Genomic DNA, 21,132 nt, shown 5'->3' on the forward strand with positions numbered 1-21,132 from the left:
GTGTCAGTAGCGATCGGGCTGCCGGTGCCCGCGATGTCGGCCATGGGCCGCGCGTGGTTTCTTCGTCGAGTTCCAGGGACCTGGAGACGGCGATGCCGAAGTCGAGCGCGGATGCGTCTCGCGGGTGCGAGCCGCCAGCTCGGGGACCGAGCCGCGGCCGGCTTCGATGGGCGCGCAGTTGTTCCGGTCATCGCGCCGTCGGTTGCCATCACAACGCCCGTGCCGCCGGCACGGGATCACCGCAGCTCTCGGTACACCGGCGGTCGGTTCACGGGCGGCGTTCGACCGCGCGCGTGGAGCAAAATCAGGATCCCCCCTGCTGATCATCGTGCCTGCGAACGATGTCGGGCACCCTATCAGCCGTATGGCTTCCGTCGAAAGACGATTCGTCGGCCGTGTACCGCTGGAGGTCGGTGCATCGGCCGAGCTCGACCGGCATCCCCAGGTGCGTGAACGAGCGGTCGGTGGCCCGGCAATTAGACTGGGTGAATAGCGAACCGGAATTCCGGCTGCGCCATCAGTGCGGGGCGTACCCGTAGACGAAGCGAGGAGGTGGGGTCGATGTCGAGCACCGAGGATCGGCGCTTCGAGGTCCTGCGCGCGATCGTCGCGGATTATGTCGCGACCAAGGAGCCGATCGGGTCGAAGACCCTGGTGGAACGGCACAACCTGGGTGTGTCCAGCGCCACGGTCCGCAACGATATGGCGGTGCTGGAGGCCGAGGGCTACATCACGCAGCCGCACACCAGCTCGGGCCGCATTCCCACCGACAAGGGCTACCGGCAGTTCGTCGACCGGATCTCCGAGGTGAAGCCGCTGTCGGGAGCCGAACGCAGGGCGATCATGGACTTCCTGGAATCGGGGGTCGACCTCGACGACGTGCTGCGCCGTGGTGTGCGCCTGCTGGCCCAGCTGACCAGGCAGGTCGCGGTGGTGCAGTATCCGACGGTGTCCGCGTCCACGGTGCGTCACATCGAGGTCGTCGCGCTGAATCCGGCCCGGCTGCTGCTGGTCGTGATCACCGACACCGGTCGCGTCGACCAGCGTCTGGTGGAACTCGGCGCGCTCATCGGCGACGACGACCTGGCCGCATTGCGCGGCATGCTCGGCGGCGCGATGGACGGCAAGCGCCTGGCCGTGGCCTCGGCGGCGGTCGCCGAACTGCCCGAGCGGGCTCCGCAGCGGCTGCGCGATGTGCTGGTGCGCGTGTCGACCGTGCTGGTCGAGACGCTGGTGGAACATCCGGAAGAGCGCCTGGTTCTCGGCGGCACCGCCAACCTGACCCGCAATGCCGCCGACTTCGGCTTCCCCGGCTCGTTGCGCGCGGTGCTGGAGGCACTCGAAGAGCAGGTGATCGTGCTCAAGCTGCTGGCCGCCGCGCAGCACCCCGGTACCGTGACGGTGCGCATCGGTGAGGAGACCCAGGTCGAGCAGATGCGGGGGACCTCGGTAGTGTCGACCGGCTATGGTGCGGCGGGCGCGGTGCTCGGCGGCATGGGTGTGCTCGGTCCGACGCGCATGGACTACCCAGGAACGATCGCCTCGGTCGCGGCCGTTGCCCGGTATATCGGTGAGGTGCTCGCCGAGCGCTGAGAGGAGCGGCGCCTGCCGACGTCGCTGCTACCCTCGAACTTTCGGCCGGATAAAGTTGAGTGCATCCGACTAATGCTGTTGCGACCAAGGACTAGAGAACTCAAGTGGCACGGGACTACTACGGACTGCTCGGTGTTGCGAAGAACGCGACCGACCAGGAAATCAAACGCGCCTACCGCAAGCTGGCGCGCGAACTGCATCCCGACGTCAACCCAGACGAGGTAGCGCAGGCCAAGTTCAAGGAAGTGTCCGCGGCCTACGAGGTGCTGTCGGACGCCGAGAAGCGGCGCATCGTCGACATGGGCGGTGACCCGCTCGAATCCGGTGGCGGCGCGGGTTATTCCGGCGCCGGTTTCGGTGGTCTCGGCGACGTGTTCGAGGCGTTCTTCGGTGGAATGAGCGGCACCGGCGCCACCCGCAAACCGCGCGGCCGCGTGCAGCCCGGCGCCGACTCACTGCTGCGCACCAGGTTGAGCCTGGCCGAATGTGCGGTCGGTGTCACCAAGCATCTGACGGTCGACACCGCCATCCTGTGCGATGTGTGCACCGGTTCGGGCACCAACGGCAATTCCAAGCCGGTGCGCTGCGAAACCTGTGGCGGTGCGGGTGAAGTGCAGTCGGTCCAGCGCTCGTTCCTCGGTCAGGTACTGACCTCGCGTCCGTGCCCGACCTGTCGCGGTGCGGGCGAGACGATCCCCGACCCGTGCCACAAGTGTGGCGGTGACGGCCGCGTGCGGGCGCGGCGCGAAATCGCCGCGCCGATTCCGGCCGGTGTCGCCAACGGTATGCGGGTGCGGTTGGCCGCGCAGGGCGAGGTCGGCCCCGGTGGCGGGCATGCGGGTGACCTGTATGTGGAGATCGTCGAGCAGCCGCACGATGTCTTCGTCCGCGACGGCGACGACCTGCACTGCACCGTCCGGCTCCCGATGGTCGACGCCGCGCTCGGGACCACCGTGGTCATCGACACCATTCTGGACGGCCCCACCGAGCTCACCATCCCGGCAGGCACCCAGCCCGGCGAGATCTCGGTGCTGCGCGGCCACGGGATGCCCCGCCTTCGTTCCGGCGCGCGCGGCGACCTGCTCGCGCACCTGGACATCGTGGTGCCGACCAAGCTCGACGCCAAGCAGACCGATCTGCTGCGCAAGTACAAGGGCACCCGGGAGCGGGAGCGCGCCGAGGTGATGTCGGCCCAGTCCGAGCACAACAGCGGCCTGTTCGCCCGGTTGCGGGCGTCTTTCAGCGGGCGATAGTCGTTGGCCGCCACGGTCTTCTACCTCGACGACATCCCGGAGCCGGGTTCCATCGCGGTCCTCGACGGCCCAGAGGGACGGCACGCCGCGACGGTGCGCCGGACCAGGGTCGGCGAGCCGATCACTCTCTCCGATGGTCGCGGCCTGCTCGCCGAATCGGAAGTCGTCGCGGCGCAGAAAGATCGACTCGAGCTGATGGTCCACAACCGCGTGCTCGCCACACCGGCGACACCGCGGGTGACCGTCGTGCAGGCACTGCCGAAGTCGGACCGCTCGGAGCTGGCTGTCGAGCTGATGACCGAAGCGGGCGCCGACACGATCATCCCGTGGCAGGCAGCTCGCTGCATCGCCAATTGGGAAGGCAAGGCGGGCAAGGCCGTCGACAAATGGCGCGCCGCCGCCCGCACGGCCGCCCGCCAATCCCGTCGCGCCTACATCCCCGAGGTCGCCGACCTCCACCGCACCCGCGACCTGCTCGACGCGATCCGTGCGGTCGACGCGGACGGCGGAATCGTGGTAGCACTGCACGAATCCGGTGCCGCCCGCTTCGCCGAGCTGCCCTTCGCCGAGTCCACCGCGATCATGCTGATCGTCGGCCCAGAAGGGGGGCTTGCCGACTCCGAACTCACCGCATTCGCCGCAGCCGGAGCCGAGGTAGCCCTGCTCGGCCCCACCGTGTTGCGCACCTCCACCGCCGCCGTCGTCGCCCTCGGTGCCTTAGGTGCACTAACCTCCCGCTGGTAGCCCCGCTGTCGTCCAGCGGATGTTCTCGCGGTCCGATGGCGCCTATCCCACCCCGAACGCGCTGGATAGGCTCGGCAACAAGGCTAGGGCGCTGTACATCGACGCAAGAGTGGTCAGTCCCGCGGCGAACAACGCGGTGGTGATCCATGCGCTCGTGCGAGGTTGCGGTGCCGGGCACTGCGGTTGTGGCTCGTCCTGACGTTCAGGATTGCCATGACGGCGAGTCAGGTTCCCCGGTTCCGTTGATCTCACCTCGCGGCTTCCTCCAGCATCATCTATGTCGCACCCCCCTGTCATGATCTGTTCGCAGCGGGTATCGGACAGGGAAGGGGCGGCTTGTGAAGCGGGTCGTTGTCGTGAAGCTCGCTCCCACCCCGGAGCAACATGCGGCGTTGAAAGCGACACTGGCGTTGTGTAACGCGGGGGCGAACACGGTTGCGCAGTACGCGCACACCGCCACCGATCGTCGACCATTCGCACTACAAAAACACGTGTACGCCCACCTCAAAGCGTCCGGGTTGTCCGCGCAACCCGCGATCCGAGTCATCAAGAAGGTCGCCGACGCGTATACGACCAGGCAAGCGAACTTGACCAACGGGAACTACGGCCCACCGGGATCGAAACGATATACGAAAATAGTCGGGAAACCGATCATGTTCCGCCAGCACGCGGGTCAACCGTTCGATGACCGGTGTCTGTCGTGGCAGATCGATCAGTCGACGGTGTCGGTCTGGACCACGGCAGGGCGGCTGCGAGGTGTTGGATTCGTTTGCGCGCCATGGCAGTTGAAACTGCTCACTGCCCGTAAGGGTGAGTCGGATTTAGTGTTCCGCGACGGTCACTTCTACCTGCACGCCACCGTCGACACCGACACCCCACCGCCGCTGATCCCGGCGGATGACCCCAGCGGGTGGTTAGGGGTGGATCTGGGGATCGTGAACCTGGCGGTGACCACCGCGGATGACCCCACCGACTTGGATGTTCGGTGGTCTGGTGGCGCGGTCACCGCACGCAGGAAGAGGAACCAAACCTTGCGGTGCGCCTTGCAGAGGGTGGGGTCCAAGTCCGCGAAACGGAAACTGAAGACCCGGCGCAGGAAGGAAACTCGTTACGTCACCGATATCAATCATCAACTCTCCAAAATGATTGTCGCGCAAGCGCAACGCACCGGTCAGGGAATCGCGGTAGAAGACCTATCGGGAATCCGGGACCGGGTACGGCTGGCTCGGAGGCAGCGGCAGCAATTACATTCGTGGGCGTTCGCGCAGCTGCGTGACCAGATCACCTACAAGGCGCAAGCCGCAGGACTGCCCGTGGTGATGATCAATCCGCGCAACACCAGCAGAACTTGTCACCGCTGCGGGTCCTGCGCCACAGCGAACAGACCCAGCCAAGCACTGTTCCGGTGCCGTAGTTGTGGGTGGAGTGGTCACGCCGACCAAAATGCCGCGCTCAACATTGCCGCACTCGGACACAAGAACTATCGGGCCGCCCAATCAACCGTGCCTAAGGCAGCCACTCCTCTGGCAGCCAGCTAGAGAAGTGAGCAGCAAACCCGAGTCCTTCAGGACCGGGTAGTTGATGACACTCGCCGAATTGGAGCAGGTAGGCGCTGCCGCCGAGCGACTGCACATCGCCCAACCCACGCTGTCGCGCATGCTCGGCCGACTCGAACGCAGGCTGGGTGTGGAATTATTCGACCGCAACGGAAAACGCATCGCGCTCAACGATTTCGGTCGAATCTATTACGAGCACGCGCGCCGCGCACGAGCCGAACTGGATGCCGCGGCACACGCCATTGCCGATCTGGCCAATCCAGCCAAAGGTGTTGTGCGACTTTCTTTTCTGCATTCTTTCGGCGGCTGGTTGGTGCCGCAGCTCGTTGGTGGTTTCCGCCGCGGTTCCGGCCGCATCACCGTCACCCTGCGCCAGGCGGCCGCCGAAGTGGTGACCGCGCACGTGCTCGACGGGGAAGCCGATCTCGGCATCGTCTCCCCGCGGCCGACCGAGACGGGCATCGGCTGGCGCAGCCTGCTGCATCAACCGCTGGTGCTGGCCGTACCTGCCGACCACCGGTTGGCCGTGCGGCGCCAGATCCGGCTCGCCGACGTCGCCGACGCGGAATTCATCACGATGCATCCTGGCTTCGGTATGCGCCGGATCTTCGACGAAATGTGCGCCGCAGCGGATATCCGTCCCCGCATCGCATTCGAATCGGGCGATCTCGTCACCGTTGCGGGTTTGGTGGCGGCGGGCCTCGGTGTCGCGGTGGTTCCGCTCGAAGATCCGGCCCCGCTGCCAGGACTGGTCACGCTGCCGCTGGCCGATGCGGGTTCGGCCCGGGATGTCGGGCTGATCTGGTCTGCGGCGGGTCCGTCCTCGGACGCGGTGCGACGGTTCCGTGATTTCGCCGAGGATTGGGCGGTGCGCAGGCGGGGAATCCAGTTACCGCGGCGGTAATCGGGTGCCCTGCGGTAGCGACTTATTCACTGTGTGTTGTCAGTGGGGCGCGTTAAACTTTCATCATCAAGGCAGTCGAGACCGGAAAGCAGGCGGTAGCCACTTTTGAGAACACAAGGCGAGATCGGCGACCCATCCACACCCACGGCAGGCATCGGTGCCGGTACGGGTCCCGCAGCACGGACCGTGCGTTCCAGCATCGAACTCGCTCCAGAATCCGTGTTCCCGTTCCTCGGTTCGGCTGATCAGAACCTGCGTGAACTCGAGCGGCTGCTGGATGCGGACATTCACGTACGCGGCAACTCCGTGACCCTCACCGGCAAGGCGCCCGATGTCGCGCTCGCCGAACGGGTCATCGAACAGCTCGTCGCGCTGACCGGGCGTAATCGAGTGGTGACACCGGAGGCGGTCCGGCACACCTTCTCGATGCTCACCGAGGGCGCCTCGGAGTCGCCCGCGGAGGTGCTGAGCCTGGATATCCTGTCCCGGCGCGGCAAGACCATTCGGCCCAAGACACTCAACCAGAAGCGCTATGTCGATGCGATCGACGCCAACACCGTCGTGTTCGGCATCGGTCCCGCGGGCACCGGCAAGACGTATCTGGCGATGGCCAAAGCCGTGCAGGCATTGCAGACCAAGCAGGTCACCCGCATTATTCTCACCCGTCCCGCGGTGGAGGCGGGCGAGCGTCTCGGATTCCTGCCCGGCACGCTCAACGAGAAGATCGACCCGTACCTGCGCCCGCTCTACGACGCGCTGCACGACATGATGGATCCGGAAGCCATTCCGAAGCTGATGGCGGCCGGTGTCATCGAGGTAGCCCCGCTCGCATACATGCGTGGTAGAACCCTCAATGACGCATTCATCATTCTGGACGAGGCGCAGAACACCACGGCCGAGCAGATGAAGATGTTCCTCACCCGCCTCGGCTTCGGCTCGAAGATCGTGGTGACCGGTGACGTCACCCAGGTCGACCTGCCGGGCGGCGCGCGGTCCGGCCTGCGGATGGCCAGCGAAATCCTCACCGAGATCGACGACATCCACTTCGCCACGCTTACCAGCAGCGACGTGGTGCGACATCGGCTGGTCGCGGATATCGTGGACGCCTACGGCCGGTTCGAGGAAGAGAACAGGCCACAGGTCGCTCCGCACTATGCGGGCAACCGGGCACAGCGCCGCGCCGCGGGTCGCAACGATCGGCGATAGTCAGCGCAGGAAGGCCGACGCCACCTCGATGAGGCGGCGTCGGCCTGTCGTGTCCCGCGGTGATTTCCAAGCGCCACCCTGCCTCCGGTCCGACGGCACGACCGTCGGGCCGTAGTCTTATCGGGTGAGTATCGAGATCGCCAACGAATCGGGTATGGACGTGCCCGAAGAAGAGCTCGTCAGTGTCGCGCGCTTTGCCATCACCCAAATGGACGTGCATCCGGCGGCCGAGCTGTCGATGGTGCTCGTCGATCTCGACACCATGGCGGACCTGCACATGCGCTGGATGGACCTACCCGGTCCGACCGACGTGATGTCGTTCCCGATGGACGAGCTGGAGCCGGGTGGACGGCCCGACAGCCCCGAACCCGGCCCCTCGATGCTCGGCGACATCGTGTTGTGCCCCGAGTTCGCGGCGGGCCAGGCTCGCAAGGCAGGCCATTCGCTCGACCACGAACTAGCGCTGCTCACGGTGCACGGCGTGCTCCACCTCCTCGGCTACGACCATGCCGAGCCGGAGGAGGAGAAAGAGATGTTCGCGCTGCAGGCCCGGCTGCTCGAAGAGTGGTACGAGAGCTTGCGCGAGGAGCAACGCCGCGCCGAACTCGCCGCCCGCGACGCCAGGTTGCTGGGGAAGGCGGGTTTCACTACACCGGGTGACGCGCTGGGCCCCGCGTGAATTCGCTGGCCCTCATCTTGTTGGCAGTCCTGCTGGTCCCGGTGGGCGGCGTGTTCGCCGCGGTGGATGCGGCATTGAATACCGTCTCACCCGCTCGTCTCGACGATATGGTCCGTATCGAACGGGCCGGCGCCGTCCGGCTGAGCCGGATCGTGTCCGACCGGCCTCGGTACGTGAATCTCCTTGTGCTGCTGCGCATCCTGTGCGAGATCAGTGCGACGGTGCTGCTCGCGGCGGCGCTGATCCCGCTCTGGGACGACGATTGGGCGCTGCTGTTCACCGCCGCCGTCATGGTGCTCATCGACTATGTCGTGATCGGGGTCGGCCCGCGCACCCTCGGTCGCCAGCACGCGTACTCCATTGCCTTGGCGGCCGCGGTGCCCTTGCAGTTCATCGGCGCGCTGCTCGGCCCGGTGAGCAGGTTGCTGATTCTGATCGGTAATGCGATTACGCCGGGTAAGGGATTTCGCAACGGGCCCTTCGCCTCCGAGATCGAACTGCGTGAGGTGGTCGAGATGGCCTCCGAGCGCGGCGTGGTGGCCGACGACGAGCGCCGGATGATCCAGTCGGTCTTCGAACTCGGCGACACCCCGGCTCGTGCGGTCATGGTGCCGCGCACCGAGATGGTCTGGATCGAGGCCGATAAGACCGCGGCCCAAGCGATGTCGCTCGCGGTGCGCAGTGGCCACTCCAGGGTTCCGGTGGTCGGCGAGAACGTCGACGATATTCTGGGCGTCGTCTATCTGAAAGACCTTGTGCCGTACGCGGATCGGAGCAAGAAGGTGCAGGTGCGCGAGGTGATGCGCACGGCCGTCTTCATGCCCGACTCCAAGCCGCTCGACAGCCTGCTGGACGAGATGCAGCGCAGGCGCAACCATATGGCGCTCCTGGTCGACGAATACGGCGGCATCGCCGGGTTGGTGACCATCGAGGACGTGCTGGAGGAGATCGTCGGCGAGATCGCCGACGAGTACGACACCGACGAGACCCCGCCCATCGAAGATCTCGGCGACGGCCGGTACCGGGTGTCGGCCCGGCTGTCGGTGGACGACCTCGCCGAGATCTACGGCATGGAGATCGAGGAGGAGGACGTCGACACCGTCGGCGGTCTGCTCGCGCACGCGCTCGGCAGGGTACCGCTGCCCGGTTCGAAGGTCGTCGTGCACGGCCTGATGCTGTGCGGTGAAGGCGGCCCGGATGCCCGCGGTCGAGTGCGGGTGAACACCATCGTGGTGCGCAGGGCACTCGAGAAATCACGCAGCGACCACGCCGAGTCCGAGAAATCGAACGGCAAACGCAGAGCCAATGGATCGGAGCGGGAGACCGTGCCCGATCGGGACCAGGATGGAGACAGCGATGACTGAATTGGATGCCGAGGACACCAAACTCGTGGTTCTTGCGCGAGGCGCGTTGGGCCGCACCGGTGGTGGTGCGGGTGCGGCGATCCGCGACACCGACGGCCGGACCTATGCGGCGGGCGAGGTCGCACTGCAATCGCTGCGCTTGACCGCGCTGCAGGCCGCGGTGGCCGCCGCGATCTCCAGTGGCGCGGAGGGATTCGAGGCGGCGGTGGTTGTCGGCGGCCGGTTCTCCGACGCCGGAGTCTCGGCGGTTCGGGAAGTGTCCGCCGAGGCGCGGATCGTCTTCACCGATCGTGACGGTGCGGTCTTCGACATCGTCGACGACGCTGCGGCCACCGAGGTGCACGGTGGCTGAATTCCGTTCCGGTTTCGTCTGTTTCGTCGGTCGACCGAATACCGGCAAGTCGACGCTGACCAATGCGCTGGTCGGTTCGAAGATCGCGATCACCTCCTCGCGTCCGCAAACCACCAGGCACACCATCCGCGGCATCGTGCACCGCGAGCACGCCCAGCTGATCCTGGTCGATACGCCCGGGTTGCACCGTCCCCGCACACTGCTCGGCCAGCGACTGAACGACCTGGTGCGCGACACCTATTCCGAGGTCGATGTCATCGCGCTGTGTATCCCGGCGGATGAGAAGATCGGCCCCGGCGACAAGTGGATCGTCGCGCAGATCAAGCAGATGGCGCCGAAAACCACCGTCCTCGGCGTGGTCACCAAGATCGACAAGGTGAGCCGCGACCAGGTCGCCGAGCAGCTGATGGCGCTCTCGCAACTGCTCGGCCCGGACGCCGACGTGGTGCCGGTCTCGGCCGTCAAGGGTGAGCAGGTCGAAGTCCTCGTCGACGTTATCGCCTCGAAGATGCCCGAGGGCCCGGCCTTCTACCCCGACGGTGAACTCACCGACGAGCCGGAGGAAACCCTGATGGCCGAGCTCATCCGTGAGGCGGCGCTCGAGGGTGTCCGCGACGAACTGCCGCACTCGCTTGCCGTCGTCATCGAAGAGGTTCTCCCGCGCGAAGAGAACGAGGACATGCTCGACGTGCACGCGCTGCTCTACGTCGAACGCCCCAGCCAGAAGGCCATCGTTATCGGCAAGGGCGGCGCGCGCCTGAAGGAGGTGGGCACCAATGCCCGCCACCAGATCGAACACATCCTCGGCGTCCGGATCTACCTGCACCTGCATGTGAAGGTGGCCAAGGACTGGCAGCGCGATCCGAAGCAACTCGGCAAGCTCGGCTTCTGACGGTGTGCGCCCGCACTCGGTGGGCAGGGGCGCACGGTGGGGTCACGACCGGTCGTGGCGCACGACCGCGGCGGTAAACCCCGCAGCGGGCTGGTTCACCACCAGGGGTCGGGCCGGTGCCGGTCCCAGCGGAGTTCCGATTCCAGTTGGGCGGCAACGGAAACGAGCAATGGCTCCGAGTTCGCGGTGCCCATCAGCTGGGCGCCGACGGGCAGGCCGGTGTCGGTGAAGCCGGCGGGGACGTTCACGCTCGGCCAGCCGAGGACGTTCCACGGCCAGGTGTAGGGGCAGGCCGCGGTGATGAGGTTGTTGGTGGCATTGACGCCGATGCCGTCGATGTCTTCGGCGCGGGGTGGCGGGGTGGCGGTGGTCGGGGACAGGACGACGTCGAAGTCACGGAAGAAGCTGCCGATTTGTTTGTGCAGCAACGGTTCTGCCTGGCGGGCGGCGAACAGGGCCGGGCCGCTGAGCAATTGACCGACGCGGACGTTGGCGCTGGTGCGCGGGTCGACGACGGCGCCGGGCATTTGCTCGTGCCGCGCCTTGATGCCCGCCATCGACCGTGGCAGGAACGTCGCGCCGATCATGACGCCGTAGTTCAGGTCGGCGACGGTGACGGTGTGGCCGAGCCTGCGCAGCGCGGTGGCGATGCCATGTACGGCTGCCTCTACCTCGGGGTGCAGCGCAGTCCTGGTGGCGGTGAAGGGAATTCGCAGCGACAGCGCGATCCGCAGCCGCCCGGGATCGCGGCCGACCGCGTCCGAGACCCGCAAGGGGGCGGGGGTGTGCTTGTCGCCGGGATGCGGGCCTGCGGCGAGGTCGAGCAGCAGTGCGGCATCGCCGACGGTCCGGGCCAGCGGTCCGTTCACGGTGAGGCCGTGGAACGCCTCGGCCTCCGGCCAGGTGGAGATCCGGCCGCGCTGTGGCTTGATGCCGACGAGATTCGTCCATGAGGCGGGGATCCGAATCGAGCCCGCGCCGTCGGAACCCAGTGCGGCGGGCACCAATCCGGCGGCGACCGCGGCAGACGAACCACCGGAGGAGCCACCAGGTGTGTGTGCGGCGTTCCACGGATTGCGGGTGTGGCCGAAGGCCGCGCCGCTGGTGAAGGGCAACTGTCCGAGTTCGCAGGTGTTGGTCTTCCCGACGATCACCGCACCGGCCGCGCGCAGTCGCCGAACCGATTCGGCGTCTTCGGTTTTCGGCGCGAAGTCGCCACCGCAGCCGAATGCTGTCGGCATACCGGCGATATCGGTGTCGTCCTTCACTGCGATCGGCACACCGAGTAGCGGCAGGCGCTCGCCCGCGGCCAGTCGCCGATCCGCTTCGGCCGCTTCGGCGAGTGCCTCTGCACGGCGCACGTGACGAAAGGCGTTGAGCGTCGTCTGGCTTGCTTCGATGCGATCGAGGACCGAACCAACTGCCGCGACGGAGCCGACGGTGCCCTTGGCGATCGCGGCCGCGAGGTCGGCAAGTCCGAGGTCGTCGGTCGGCAATTGGGTGGGGTCCGCTACGAACATGTGAGCTCCGTCTCCTAATTCTCTGCCTATGCACGGTAGCGCGCATTTGGTCAACCGTCCACATCGGTGCGATCTGTCGGGTCTACGTGCGCACCGGCCCAGGGGTTCGTCGCGAATCTGTAGACATACATACGGTATGTATGTAACAGTGGATCGGTACCGCGAGCACCTGGAGGAACCATGGGAACCAGTACGTCACTCGGCCGCACGCATGAGGTGGAACTGCCGGGCGGCCGCATCCGATATCACGACACGGGAGAGGGGCCGCCCGTCGTGTTCGTACACGGACTCCTGGTCAACGCCGATCTATGGCGGGAGGTCGTCCCGGCCGTCGCCGCGGCGGGCCATCGCTGCTTGAGTCCGGATCTGCCGCTCGGCGCGCATTCGATCCCGGTCCCCGGCGCGGACCTCACGCCGACCGGCGTCGCCGATCTCATCGCCGCCTTCCTGGAACAGCTCGACCTCACCGACGTCACCATCGTCGCCAACGACACCGGCGGCGCGATCACCCAGATCCTGCTGACCCGTAAACCAGACCGCATCGGCCGCGTGGTGCTGGCCTCCGTCGACTCCTATGAGAGCTTCTTCCCGCCGCCGTTGAGCACACTGGCTGCGATCGCGCGCATCCCCGGCTCGCTACGGCCGTTGACCGAGCTGATGCGCATCCGCGCACTGCACCGACTGCCGATCGCCTTCGGGTGGGCGGCCAAGTACCCGGTGGCACCCGAGATCGTCGATTCCTATCTGCTGCCGAGCCGCAATTCCGCTGCCATCCGCAAGGATCTGCGGCGCTTCATCACGTCGGTGCACCGCCGCTACACACTGGAGGCTGCCACCCATTTCGCGTCGGTCCGGATTCCTGTCCTGGTCGCCTGGGCCCGCGAGGACAAATTCTTCCCGGTCTCCTTCGCTGAGCGCCTGGCTCATGACCTGCCGAACGCCACCATGACACTCATCGACGACTCCTACACCTTCCTGCCGGAAGATCAGCCCGAGTTGCTCGCCGAAACGATTCTGGAGTTCACTCGGCTGCATGCCACGCCGTAGCCAGGAGGATCGCTCCCGCACCACGAAAGCCGCGCTCGAGCAGGCAGGCCGCCGCCTGTTCGCCGAGCGCGGCTTCGCTGCTACCTCGGCGGAGGAACTGGTCACCGAGGCCGGCGTTACCCGCGGCGCGCTCCACCACCACTACGGCGACAAACGCGGTCTGTTCCTCGCGGTGCTGGAGCAACTGGAGATCGAGAGCACCGCAGAGATCGAAAACGCCATCGGCGCGGTAGGCCCCGACGACATCATGACCTCCATGGCGATCGGCCTCGGCGTCTTTCTGGAAATCTGCCAGCGCCCCGAGATGATCCAGATCGGGTTGTTCGACGCCCCCGCCGTGCTCGGCTGGCAGGCCTGGCGCGAATTCGAGGCCCGCCACGGACTCGGACTGATCATCTCCGAACTGGAACGCGCCCGCGCCGAAGGGCTGATCCCCGACGTGTCGATCACTGTGCTCGCCCAACTGATCCTCAGCGCTGTCAGTGAGGCCGGACTGATCGTCGCCCACGCCGCCGACAAAGCCGCCGCCCGCTCCCAGGCCCAGCAATCCCTGATGCTGCTGGTCGCCGGCCTCATCCAGAACGGATAGCAAAGGCCGCGCGCACGTCGAGAGGCCGCGCCACCATGTCCTGCGCGGCGGGATGAAGCGGTGGGGTGCGTCGGAGGGTGGGTGTCGGGTGGGCGTGGGAGGATGGCCGGGTGCGGTTGTATCGGGACGAGGCGGTGGTGGTTCGCCAGCACAAGCTGGGCGAGGCGGATCGCATTGTCACGTTGCTGACCCGCCAGCACGGGTTGGTGCGCGCCGTGGCCAAGGGCGTGCGGCGGACCAAGTCGCGGTTCGGTGCTCGGCTGGAGCCCTTCGCCTACGTGGACGTGCAGCTGCATCCGGGACGCAATCTCGACACCGTCACCCAGGTGCACACGATGGAGGCCTTCGCCTCCGACATCGTCGACGACTACGGGCGCTACACCACGGCGTGCGCGGTGCTGGAGACTGCCGAGCGGCTGGCCGGCGAGGAGCGCGCACCCGCGCCGCGGTTGCATGCGCTGACCGCGGCCGCCTTGCGTGCGATCGCGGCCAAACAGCGGCCGCACGAATTGATTCTGGACGCATTTCTGTTGCGCGCCATGGGTTTCGCGGGTTGGGCGCCCGCACTGGACGAATGCGCCCGGTGTGCGACCCCCGGTCCGCATCGAGCGTTCCATGTCGCCGCCGGTGGCGCGGTGTGCGTGCACTGCCGTCCTCCCGGTGCGGCCACCCCCGCGCCGGGAGTGCTCGATCTGCTGATCGCACTGCGCCGCGGCGAGTGGGACTACATCGAGACCACCTCCGACGGAGTTCGCCGGCAAGCCAGCGGTCTCGTCGCGGCCCACCTGCAGTGGCACCTCGAGCGTCAGCTGCGCACCTTGCCGCTCATCGAACGCTCTCGGACCCAGCAGGCGCTCGGCGGGGCGGCCCCGCAACCCGCGGCCGCCGGCCACACCGGCTGATCAACCGCCCCGGCCCCTCCGGATACCCCGGCTGAGCGGCACCTCATGGCGTGCGCCACGCCACCGTCGGCACAGCGGTGTGCCTCCCGGCCGGCGATGGTGGAGGGCGTTCCGAAGCGCGGGTGGCATCAGGCAGGATGGAGGCCGTGATCCTCCGTCGAGACTCTTCCGGGACCAGGTCGAACAGCGCGCGGCCCGATGCCGAGCGCACCGTCCGTCCGCCGTCGCAGCACCCCTCGGGGGCGCGGCCGCCGGAGTTGCCGCCGGAGTTGGTGCCCACCCACGTCGCACTGGTGATGGACGGCAACGGGCGGTGGGCGCAGGAGCGCGGGCTGCCGCGCACCGCCGGACACGAGCGCGGCGAGGCGGTGCTGATGGACACTGTCGAGGGCTGCATCGAGATCGGCGTGAAGTGGCTGTCGGCCTACGCCTTCTCCACCGAGAACTGGCGGCGCAGCCCGGAGGAAGTGCGCTTCCTCATGGGCTTCAATCGTGACGTCATCCGCCGCAGGCGCGACGAGATGAACGAGATGGGCGTGCGCGTTCGGTGGGCCGGCCGGCGGCCGCGGTTGTGGCGCAGTGTGATCAACGAACTGGAGACCGCGCAGGAACTCACCAAGGACAACACGGTGATGACCCTCACCATGTGTGTCAACTACGGTGGGCGCGCCGAAATTGCCGATGCGGCAAGGGAAATCGCGCGTCGCGTTGCGGCGGGCGAGATCGACCCCGAGCGGGTCACCGAGGCGACGGTCGCCAAGTATCTCGACGAGCCGGATATGCCGGACGTCGACCTTTTCCTGCGGCCGTCGGGGGAGTTCCGCAGTTCGAACTTCCTCATCTGGCAGTCGGCGTACGCCGAATTCGTCTATCAGGACACCCTGTTTCCCGATTTCGACCGGCGCAACCTGTGGGAGGCATGCCTCCAGTACGCTTCGCGTGACCGCCGCTTCGGTGGGACCAAATGAACGGCGGCACCAACTGAACGGCGGCACGGATATGGATGCAGCGGTCACCCCGGAGCAGGAGCTACAGGCGCGGGCCGGCGCCTGTATGTCGCTCTACGACGTCGACGTGCGTGTCGACCCGGAGGGTTCGCTCGGTTTCGAGTACGAAGGCGCGCTGTGCTCGCTGCGCGCGGTCAACTTGGCGCCCGGACTGGACGTGCTGACGCTGACCTGCGTGCTGGCCTGGGATCGTCCGCTGAAAACGCAGCTGCACAAGCGCGTCGCCGAACGCAACAGTGCGCTGCAGTTCGGCTCGATCACCCTGATCGCACACGGGCAGCTCGCCGATGTGATTCTGCGCTACACCTTCCCGGCCGCGGGCCTGGACGATCAGGCGTTGGCGACCATGCTGTTGCTGGTGCTGTCGGGCGCGGGCCGGGCCAGGCAGGGCCTGCTGCCCTGATCGGTCGGCGGCCCGATCTCACTGTCGTCGAAAGCGTGCGACTGATCGGCGCCTAGCATGTCGACCGCGTCCGGTCGAAGAGACGCTCGCCAGGGCGGTATCGCCGAGTGCGGCCGCATGCTCGGCAAATGATCGTGCCGTCGGAAATAGCGGCTGTGCTTCGCACCCGGAACGAGTACCCGCACGACAGCGGCCCCGCCGCCGAACGCCTCGGCTGGCGTTGAGCCGGAAACTCGGCCCCCGCTCCGACACGGTGGAGGTCGGTCAGGTCGTCACGGGCTGTGCGACAGGTTCGCCGTAGGGGAGCATGGTCCGGACGCCGCGAGCCAGCGTTTCGGGGTCCGGATCGCCGATGATCAAGTGCTGCAGCATGAATCCGGGAATGAAGCAGATCATCGCGGTCGCCACCGCGTGGGTGTCGGCGTTCGCGGGCAGCCAGCCCGCGGCGTGCATCAGCTCGGCGTACTCGTGCCACAGCCCGCGCATCGCGAGGATGGCGTCTTTGACGTACTCGGACGCCTCGGGATGGACCATGGCCAGCGCCCAGACCTGCGGAGCAAGTCGGATTGTGCCCTCCGGTCCGCTCTGCGCGACGATCTGCTCGGCGAGAGCGGCGACCAACTGGGCCGGGGTGGGCAGCGGGTCGCCGTGGATCAGTGTCGACATGGTCGCGCGCACGTCGACCATGGTCTGCGTGGCCAGCGCCGAGATCAGCTCGTTCTTGCTTTTGAAATACCGGTAGACCGCCCCAGCGGACAGCCCGGATTCGGCGAAGACGTCCTGCATGGATGTCTCGTGGAAGCCCCTACGGGCAAAGCACAGTTGCGCGGCGTCGAGGATCTGCTGGCGACGGCGTTCCAGGTGTTCTTCGCTGACTCGAGGCATGTCTCCAAAGTAAAACGAATGTCCGTTCTTGACAACTTTCCTGCCGCGTGTAACGGTGTTCTCATCGAAAGAGAACGAACATTCGATTTTCGGGAGATTGACATGAACACCACCCAGCGGGCGCTCGCTGTCGGCCTTGGCGCCGCCCTGCTCCAAGCGTTGATGCTGATCGCATTCGCTTGGCCCGCCGCCAATATCGCGCCGCGCGATGTGCCGCTCGCTGTCACCGGACCGCAGGCCGCCATGGTCGCCGACAAGCTCGGCCAGCACAGTCCCGATGCCTTCGACATCTCGAACCCGGCCGACGAAGCCGCCGCGCGCGCCGCCATCGAAGACCGTGAGGTCTACGGCGCGATCATCACCGGTGGTGGCGCGCCACGGGTGCTCGTTGCCTCCGGCGCAAGCCCCGCCGTCGCCCAGCAGCTCACCGCGATCGCGCAGCAGCTCTCCGGCGCACCGGCCACGCAGGTCGAGGACGTGGTCGCGGCCGACTCCGACGACCCGCGCGGCACGGCCTTCGGGGCCATGGTGTTGCCCCTGGTCATGTCGGGTATCGCAGCGGGCGTGCTGCTCAGCCTGCTGATTCCGGCGATCGGTGGCCGAGTGGTCGGTCTGGTGACCTTCGGTGTCGCCGGTGGCCTGCTCAGCATGGCGATCGTCGAGGGGTGGATGTCGGTGGTGCCGGGTCCCTATCTCGGGCTGGCCGCGGTCGCGGGACTGGTGTCCTTCGCCGTCTCGGGTGCGGTCGTCGGCCTTGCCACGGCCATCGGCCGGCCGGGCATCGGCCTGGCCGCGCTGACCATGCTGCTCATCGGCAACCCGTTCTCCGCCGCCACCTCGGCCCCGGAGCTGCTGCCGCAGCCGTGGGGCGCCATCGGTCAGCTGCTGCCGCCGGGCGCCGCCGCATCGCTACTGCGCTCGGTCGCCTACTTCGACGGTGCTGGTGCCACGAAACCCTTGTGGTCCTGCTGATCTGGGCTGCTGCGGCGCTGGCTCTGCTCGGTGTCGGCGCACTGCGCGGCACCCGCGCGGACACCCCGCAGACGCGGGCCGCCACATCCGAGCCGGTCGCGGCCGTCTGACTCGCTCGGCACAACCCGAAGGCCACCACCACTCGGTCCGCCGAGTGCTGGTGGCCTTCAACCATATTCAGCCCAGGACGGTCCGAAAGGTGACCGAGACGCGACGTCCGCGGGTGACCCGGCCGCGCGGGGTCATATCCGACTTCCTCGGTGCGATGGCGTGGCGCCACCGATAACGCGATGGGCCGGTCATCACGATCAGGCTGCCCGCCTCCAGCCGGACCGGGATGCGCACACGAGTGTCGGGATCGAGGAAATCCATGGTGTATGCCGAGCCGAGGCTGATCGCGGCGACCTCGGGGCCGAAGCACGGAACGCAGTCGACGTGCGCGCTGATGCCCTGGCCCGGCTGATATTCGTTCACGATGACCTGGTCGGCGCGCTCGTTCAGCTGCCGGTCGCGGTGCAGGCGCGCTGTCGCCGAGAGCGCCCAGATCGGCAGCGGTGGCGCGGCGCTGCTCCTGATCGGTGACCGCTCGACGTCCGTAGTCGTAGCGATGGCCGTAATGCTGCACCCGGCGTCTGAGTTCGGTGGACCAGGTCGCAGCATCGATGGCAGCGAGCATGCCGGATTGCTCGTCGTCATCGAGCCACCTGGAGATGTACCGAAGTCCGGGTACGAGCTCGATATCGGTGGGCACCGTTGTATTCTCGCCGACCTTCGCGGTGTGGGAACAAGGCAAGGCCGCCCGGGGACCGCGAACGATACGTGGTCCTGATCCTTGTCAGACGGTGCGACCCGCTTTCGCGCAGGACTGGCAGGTGCCGAAGACCTCCATAGTGTGGCTGACCTCGGTGAAACCATGTTCACTCGCAATGGATTCGGCCCATGCCTCCACTGTGGGGCCTTCCACCTCGACGGTGCGCCCGCAATGGCGGCAGACCAGATGGTGATGGTGTCCGGTGGAGCACTGTCGATAGACCGACTCCCCGGTGTCGGTGCGCAACACGTCGACGAGGCCGGCGTCCGCCAGCGACTGCAGGGTGCGGTAGACCGTGGTCAGCCCGATGCCCTCGCCGCGGCGGCGCAGCTCGTCGTGCAGCTCCTGCGCGGAGCGGAACTCTTCGATGTCGCTGAGCAGCGCGGCGATCGCACTGCGCTGGCGGGTACTGCGAATGCCCACCGGCTTCTGTGGGAAGACCGTCTTGTCCGTCACGAATTACCCTTCCTCGGCATGCGCCACGGCGTCGACGACGATGTGTGCGAGATGGTCGTCGACGAGTTCGTACAGCACCTCGCGGCCCGACCGCTCCCCGTGCACGACGCCCGCGGACTTGAGAATGCGCAGATGCTGGCTGACCAGCGGTTGGGTGACACCGAGCGCATCGACCAGCTCGTGCACACAGCGCGGCGACTCGCGTAGTTGCAGCACGATCGCGATGCGGACCGGGGCGGCGAGGGCGCGCAGCAGTTCGCCCGCGTCCTCCAGGACGGTCCGTGCGGGCACCGCGGCGGGCGCGGGCGACCGATACGGGTTGTGGGGATGAGCGGTGGCGGTCTCGGCGGTCATCGAACCAACTCCTTATTGGAAAGCGATTCCATTTTGATATGCACAGTTGCGCATGTCAAACGGGCTCGCCGCGGGTGTCGCCCTGTGCGGTGGAAATCCCATTGGCCGATGCCGATAGTCTGGTGACACTTGCAGCGTAGTGACTACGCGAATCCGTCGTCACTACCAATCCGACTCGCAGTGGATGGAGAATTCTCGCGTGGCACCCAAGTCGAAGGTGGACACCGTTGCCAACCTCGCCAAGCGCCGGGGTCTGGTGTACCCGTGCGGTGAGATCTACGGAGGCACCAAATCGGCGTGGGATTACGGTCCACTCGGCGTCGAGCTCAAGGAGAACATCAAGCGGCAGTGGTGGCGCTCCATGGTCACCGGACGCGAGGACGTCGTCGGCCTCGACTCCTCGGTGATCCTGCCGCGCCAGGTCTGGGTGGCCTCCGGCCACGTCGGCGTGTTCAACGATCCGCTCGTCGAATGCCTCAACTGCCATCACCGGCACCGGCAGGACCACCTGCAGGAGGCCTACGCCGAGAAGAACAACTTCGACGACCCGGACAGCGTCTCGATGGACGTCATCGCGTGCCCCAATTGCGGCACCGTCGGCAAGTGGACCGAGCCGCGTGACTTCAACATGATGCTGAAGACCTACCTCGGCCCGATCGAGTCCGAGGAAGGCCTGCACTACCTCCGCCCGGAGACCGCGCAGGGCATCTTCGTCAACTACAAGAACGTGGAGACCACCGCGCGCAAGAAGCCGCCGTTCGGCATCGCGCAGATCGGCAAGAGCTTCCGCAACGAGATCACGCCGGGCAACTTCATTTTCCGCACCCGTGAGTTCGAGCAGATGGAGATGGAATTCTTCGTCAAGCCCGGCGACGACGAGCAGTGGCACCAGTACTGGATCGACACCCGGCTTGCCTGGTACACCGACCTCGGCATCGACCCGGAGAACCTGCGGCTCTACGAGCACCCCAAGGACAAGCTCTCGCACTACTCGACCCGCACGGTCGACATCGAGTACCGCTTCCGCTTCCAGGGCAGCGAGTGGGGCGAGCTGGAGGGCGTCGCCAACCGCACCGACTTCGACCTGAAGACGCATTCGGAGCACTCCGGCACCGACCTGAGCTTCTTCGATCAGAACACCAACGAGCGCTACACCCCGTACGTCATCGAACCAGCGGCCGGTCTGACCCGTTCGCTGATGGCCTTCCTGGTGGATGCGTACGCCGAGGACGAGGCGCCGAATGCCAAGGGCGGCGTGGATATTCGCACGGTGCTGCGGCTGGACCGCAGGCTCGCACCGGTGAAGGCGGCCGTGCTGCCGTTGTCGCGCAACGCGGATCTGACGCCGAAGGCGAAAGACCTGGCCGCGCAGCTGCGGAAGAACTGGAATGTCGAGTTCGACGATGCGGGCGCGATCGGCCGCCGCTACCGTCGCCAGGACGAGATCGGCACTCCGTTCTGCATCACCGTCGACTTCGACACGCTCGACGACCAGGCCGTCACCATCCGCGAGCGCGACTCGATGGCGCAGGAGCGGATCGCGCTGGACAAGGTCGAGGGCTACCTCGCTCAGCACCTGATCGGTTCCTGAGACCAGCAGAACTGTCGAGGCCGTCAGCAGAGGTGCTGGCGGCCTCGCTGTT

Annotated in this window: 23 protein-coding genes; 18 read left to right on the forward strand and 5 right to left on the reverse strand. The window is 66.8% G+C overall.

What is annotated here, in order from left to right; all coding sequences use genetic code 11:
• Positions 1-561 precede the first annotated feature (561 nt).
• The 10 genes from hrcA to era all read left to right on the forward strand — a co-directional run bounded on the left by hrcA (position 562) and on the right by era (position 10,543).
• Positions 562-1,593: a heat-inducible transcriptional repressor HrcA gene (gene hrcA / locus OHQ90_RS13890; protein ID WP_328410654.1), complete on the forward strand. Its 1,032-nt coding sequence runs from the start codon at positions 562-564 to the stop codon at positions 1,591-1,593.
• Positions 1,594-1,697: 104 nt separating this feature from the next.
• Complete coding sequence (gene dnaJ / locus OHQ90_RS13895) at positions 1,698-2,846, forward strand: molecular chaperone DnaJ (RefSeq protein WP_328410656.1); 1,149 nt, start codon at positions 1,698-1,700, stop codon at positions 2,844-2,846.
• A 3-nt stretch (positions 2,847-2,849) separates the two neighbouring features.
• Positions 2,850-3,590, forward strand: coding sequence for a 16S rRNA (uracil(1498)-N(3))-methyltransferase (locus tag OHQ90_RS13900; protein WP_328410658.1), 741 nt, complete (start codon positions 2,850-2,852; stop codon positions 3,588-3,590).
• Between the two features lie 356 nt (positions 3,591-3,946).
• The gene (locus tag OHQ90_RS13905) at positions 3,947-5,128 is read left to right on the forward strand and encodes an RNA-guided endonuclease InsQ/TnpB family protein (RefSeq protein WP_328412828.1); all 1,182 of its coding nucleotides are present in this window, start codon (positions 3,947-3,949) and stop codon (positions 5,126-5,128) included.
• Positions 5,129-5,171: 43 nt separating this feature from the next.
• A complete protein-coding gene (locus OHQ90_RS13910) occupies positions 5,172-6,050 on the forward strand; it encodes a LysR family transcriptional regulator (RefSeq protein ID WP_328410660.1) in 879 nt (292 codons plus the stop codon).
• A 153-nt stretch (positions 6,051-6,203) separates the two neighbouring features.
• On the forward strand, positions 6,204-7,256 hold the full coding sequence (locus tag OHQ90_RS13915; RefSeq protein ID WP_328412830.1) for a PhoH family protein: 1,053 nt from the start codon (positions 6,204-6,206) through the stop codon (positions 7,254-7,256).
• A gap of 124 nt (positions 7,257-7,380) precedes the next feature.
• Positions 7,381-7,935: an rRNA maturation RNase YbeY gene (gene ybeY, locus OHQ90_RS13920; protein WP_328410662.1), complete on the forward strand. Its 555-nt coding sequence runs from the start codon at positions 7,381-7,383 to the stop codon at positions 7,933-7,935.
• A complete protein-coding gene (locus OHQ90_RS13925; RefSeq protein WP_328410664.1) occupies positions 7,932-9,299 on the forward strand; it encodes a hemolysin family protein in 1,368 nt (455 codons plus the stop codon). The genes ybeY and OHQ90_RS13925 overlap by 4 nt, the downstream gene beginning before the upstream one ends.
• On the forward strand, positions 9,292-9,651 hold the full coding sequence (locus OHQ90_RS13930) for a cytidine deaminase (RefSeq protein WP_328410665.1): 360 nt from the start codon (positions 9,292-9,294) through the stop codon (positions 9,649-9,651). The genes OHQ90_RS13925 and OHQ90_RS13930 overlap by 8 nt, the downstream gene beginning before the upstream one ends.
• Positions 9,644-10,543, forward strand: coding sequence for a GTPase Era (gene era / locus OHQ90_RS13935; protein WP_328410667.1), 900 nt, complete (start codon positions 9,644-9,646; stop codon positions 10,541-10,543). Before OHQ90_RS13930 ends, era begins: the two co-directional genes overlap by 8 nt.
• A gap of 95 nt (positions 10,544-10,638) precedes the next feature.
• Here the strand turns inward: era and OHQ90_RS13940 are convergent, their stop codons facing one another.
• Positions 10,639-12,063: an amidase gene (locus OHQ90_RS13940; protein ID WP_328410669.1), complete on the reverse strand. Its 1,425-nt coding sequence runs from the start codon at positions 12,061-12,063 to the stop codon at positions 10,639-10,641.
• Between the two features lie 180 nt (positions 12,064-12,243).
• Here OHQ90_RS13940 and OHQ90_RS13945 point away from each other — a divergent pair, with 180 nt between their 5' ends.
• The 5 genes from OHQ90_RS13945 (at position 12,244) to OHQ90_RS13965 (ending at position 16,011) form a co-directional block, all read left to right on the forward strand.
• Complete coding sequence (locus OHQ90_RS13945; RefSeq protein WP_328410671.1) at positions 12,244-13,110, forward strand: alpha/beta fold hydrolase; 867 nt, start codon at positions 12,244-12,246, stop codon at positions 13,108-13,110.
• A complete protein-coding gene (locus OHQ90_RS13950; RefSeq protein WP_328410673.1) occupies positions 13,097-13,699 on the forward strand; it encodes a TetR/AcrR family transcriptional regulator in 603 nt (200 codons plus the stop codon). The genes OHQ90_RS13945 and OHQ90_RS13950 overlap by 14 nt, the downstream gene beginning before the upstream one ends.
• 110 nt (positions 13,700-13,809) lie before the next feature.
• Entirely contained in the window at positions 13,810-14,601 is a 792-nt protein-coding gene (gene recO / locus OHQ90_RS13955) for a DNA repair protein RecO (RefSeq protein WP_328410675.1), read from the forward strand.
• 137 nt (positions 14,602-14,738) lie between these two features.
• On the forward strand, positions 14,739-15,569 hold the full coding sequence (locus OHQ90_RS13960; RefSeq protein WP_328410677.1) for an isoprenyl transferase: 831 nt from the start codon (positions 14,739-14,741) through the stop codon (positions 15,567-15,569).
• An 85-nt stretch (positions 15,570-15,654) separates the two neighbouring features.
• Positions 15,655-16,011 carry a YbjN domain-containing protein gene (locus OHQ90_RS13965; protein ID WP_328412832.1) on the forward strand — a complete coding sequence of 119 codons (357 nt, stop codon included), beginning with the start codon at positions 15,655-15,657 and terminating at the stop codon, positions 16,009-16,011.
• Between the two features lie 264 nt (positions 16,012-16,275).
• Here OHQ90_RS13965 and OHQ90_RS13970 read toward each other — a convergent pair whose 3' ends face one another.
• On the reverse strand, positions 16,276-16,896 hold the full coding sequence (locus OHQ90_RS13970; protein ID WP_328410679.1) for a TetR/AcrR family transcriptional regulator: 621 nt from the start codon (positions 16,894-16,896) through the stop codon (positions 16,276-16,278).
• A 102-nt stretch (positions 16,897-16,998) separates the two neighbouring features.
• Between OHQ90_RS13970 and OHQ90_RS13975 the strand changes: the two genes are divergently transcribed.
• Positions 16,999-17,868 (forward strand): hypothetical protein, encoded by an 870-nt coding sequence (locus OHQ90_RS13975; protein ID WP_328410681.1) that lies wholly within the window; start codon positions 16,999-17,001, stop codon positions 17,866-17,868.
• Entirely contained in the window at positions 17,856-17,978 is a 123-nt protein-coding gene (locus OHQ90_RS13980) for a hypothetical protein (RefSeq protein WP_328410683.1), read from the forward strand. Before OHQ90_RS13975 ends, OHQ90_RS13980 begins: the two co-directional genes overlap by 13 nt.
• Before the next feature lie 67 nt (positions 17,979-18,045).
• Here the strand turns inward: OHQ90_RS13980 and OHQ90_RS13985 are convergent, their stop codons facing one another.
• The 3 genes from OHQ90_RS13985 to OHQ90_RS13995 all read right to left on the reverse strand — a co-directional run bounded on the left by OHQ90_RS13985 (position 18,046) and on the right by OHQ90_RS13995 (position 19,489).
• The gene (locus tag OHQ90_RS13985) at positions 18,046-18,564 is read right to left on the reverse strand and encodes an alpha-ketoglutarate-dependent dioxygenase AlkB (RefSeq protein WP_328410685.1); all 519 of its coding nucleotides are present in this window, start codon (positions 18,562-18,564) and stop codon (positions 18,046-18,048) included.
• A 139-nt stretch (positions 18,565-18,703) separates the two neighbouring features.
• On the reverse strand, positions 18,704-19,135 hold the full coding sequence (locus tag OHQ90_RS13990; RefSeq protein WP_328410687.1) for a Fur family transcriptional regulator: 432 nt from the start codon (positions 19,133-19,135) through the stop codon (positions 18,704-18,706).
• A 3-nt stretch (positions 19,136-19,138) separates the two neighbouring features.
• Complete coding sequence (locus tag OHQ90_RS13995) at positions 19,139-19,489, reverse strand: ArsR/SmtB family transcription factor (protein WP_328410690.1); 351 nt, start codon at positions 19,487-19,489, stop codon at positions 19,139-19,141.
• 199 nt (positions 19,490-19,688) lie between these two features.
• Between OHQ90_RS13995 and OHQ90_RS14000 the strand changes: the two genes are divergently transcribed.
• Entirely contained in the window at positions 19,689-21,080 is a 1,392-nt protein-coding gene (locus OHQ90_RS14000) for a glycine--tRNA ligase (protein WP_328410691.1), read from the forward strand.
• The last annotated feature ends 52 nt before the right edge of the window (positions 21,081-21,132 follow it).

Source organism: Nocardia sp. NBC_00403, assembly GCF_036046055.1.
Lineage (GTDB): Bacteria > Actinomycetota > Actinomycetes > Mycobacteriales > Mycobacteriaceae > Nocardia.

What these genes read in the sequence shown, in the direction of transcription:
- OHQ90_RS13945 (WP_328410671.1), top strand. Translation starts at nt 12,244, where the DNA reads ATGGGAACCAGTACGTCACTCGGCCGCACGCATGAGGTGGAACTGCCG.
- OHQ90_RS13930 (WP_328410665.1), top strand. Translation starts at nt 9,292, where the DNA reads ATGACTGAATTGGATGCCGAGGACACCAAACTCGTGGTTCTTGCGCGA.
- OHQ90_RS13960 (WP_328410677.1), top strand. Translation starts at nt 14,739, where the DNA reads ATGGAGGCCGTGATCCTCCGTCGAGACTCTTCCGGGACCAGGTCGAAC.
- hrcA (WP_328410654.1), top strand. Translation starts at nt 562, where the DNA reads ATGTCGAGCACCGAGGATCGGCGCTTCGAGGTCCTGCGCGCGATCGTC.
- OHQ90_RS13970 (WP_328410679.1), bottom strand. Translation starts at nt 16,896, where the DNA reads ATGCCTCGAGTCAGCGAAGAACACCTGGAACGCCGTCGCCAGCAGATC.
- OHQ90_RS13995 (WP_328410690.1), bottom strand. Translation starts at nt 19,489, where the DNA reads ATGACCGCCGAGACCGCCACCGCTCATCCCCACAACCCGTATCGGTCG.
- OHQ90_RS13985 (WP_328410685.1), bottom strand. Translation starts at nt 18,564, where the DNA reads ATGACGACGAGCAATCCGGCATGCTCGCTGCCATCGATGCTGCGACCT.
- OHQ90_RS13950 (WP_328410673.1), top strand. Translation starts at nt 13,097, where the DNA reads ATGCCACGCCGTAGCCAGGAGGATCGCTCCCGCACCACGAAAGCCGCG.
- OHQ90_RS13940 (WP_328410669.1), bottom strand. Translation starts at nt 12,063, where the DNA reads ATGTTCGTAGCGGACCCCACCCAATTGCCGACCGACGACCTCGGACTT.
- OHQ90_RS13965 (WP_328412832.1), top strand. Translation starts at nt 15,655, where the DNA reads ATGTCGCTCTACGACGTCGACGTGCGTGTCGACCCGGAGGGTTCGCTC.
- OHQ90_RS13910 (WP_328410660.1), top strand. Translation starts at nt 5,172, where the DNA reads ATGACACTCGCCGAATTGGAGCAGGTAGGCGCTGCCGCCGAGCGACTG.
- OHQ90_RS13975 (WP_328410681.1), top strand. Translation starts at nt 16,999, where the DNA reads ATGAACACCACCCAGCGGGCGCTCGCTGTCGGCCTTGGCGCCGCCCTG.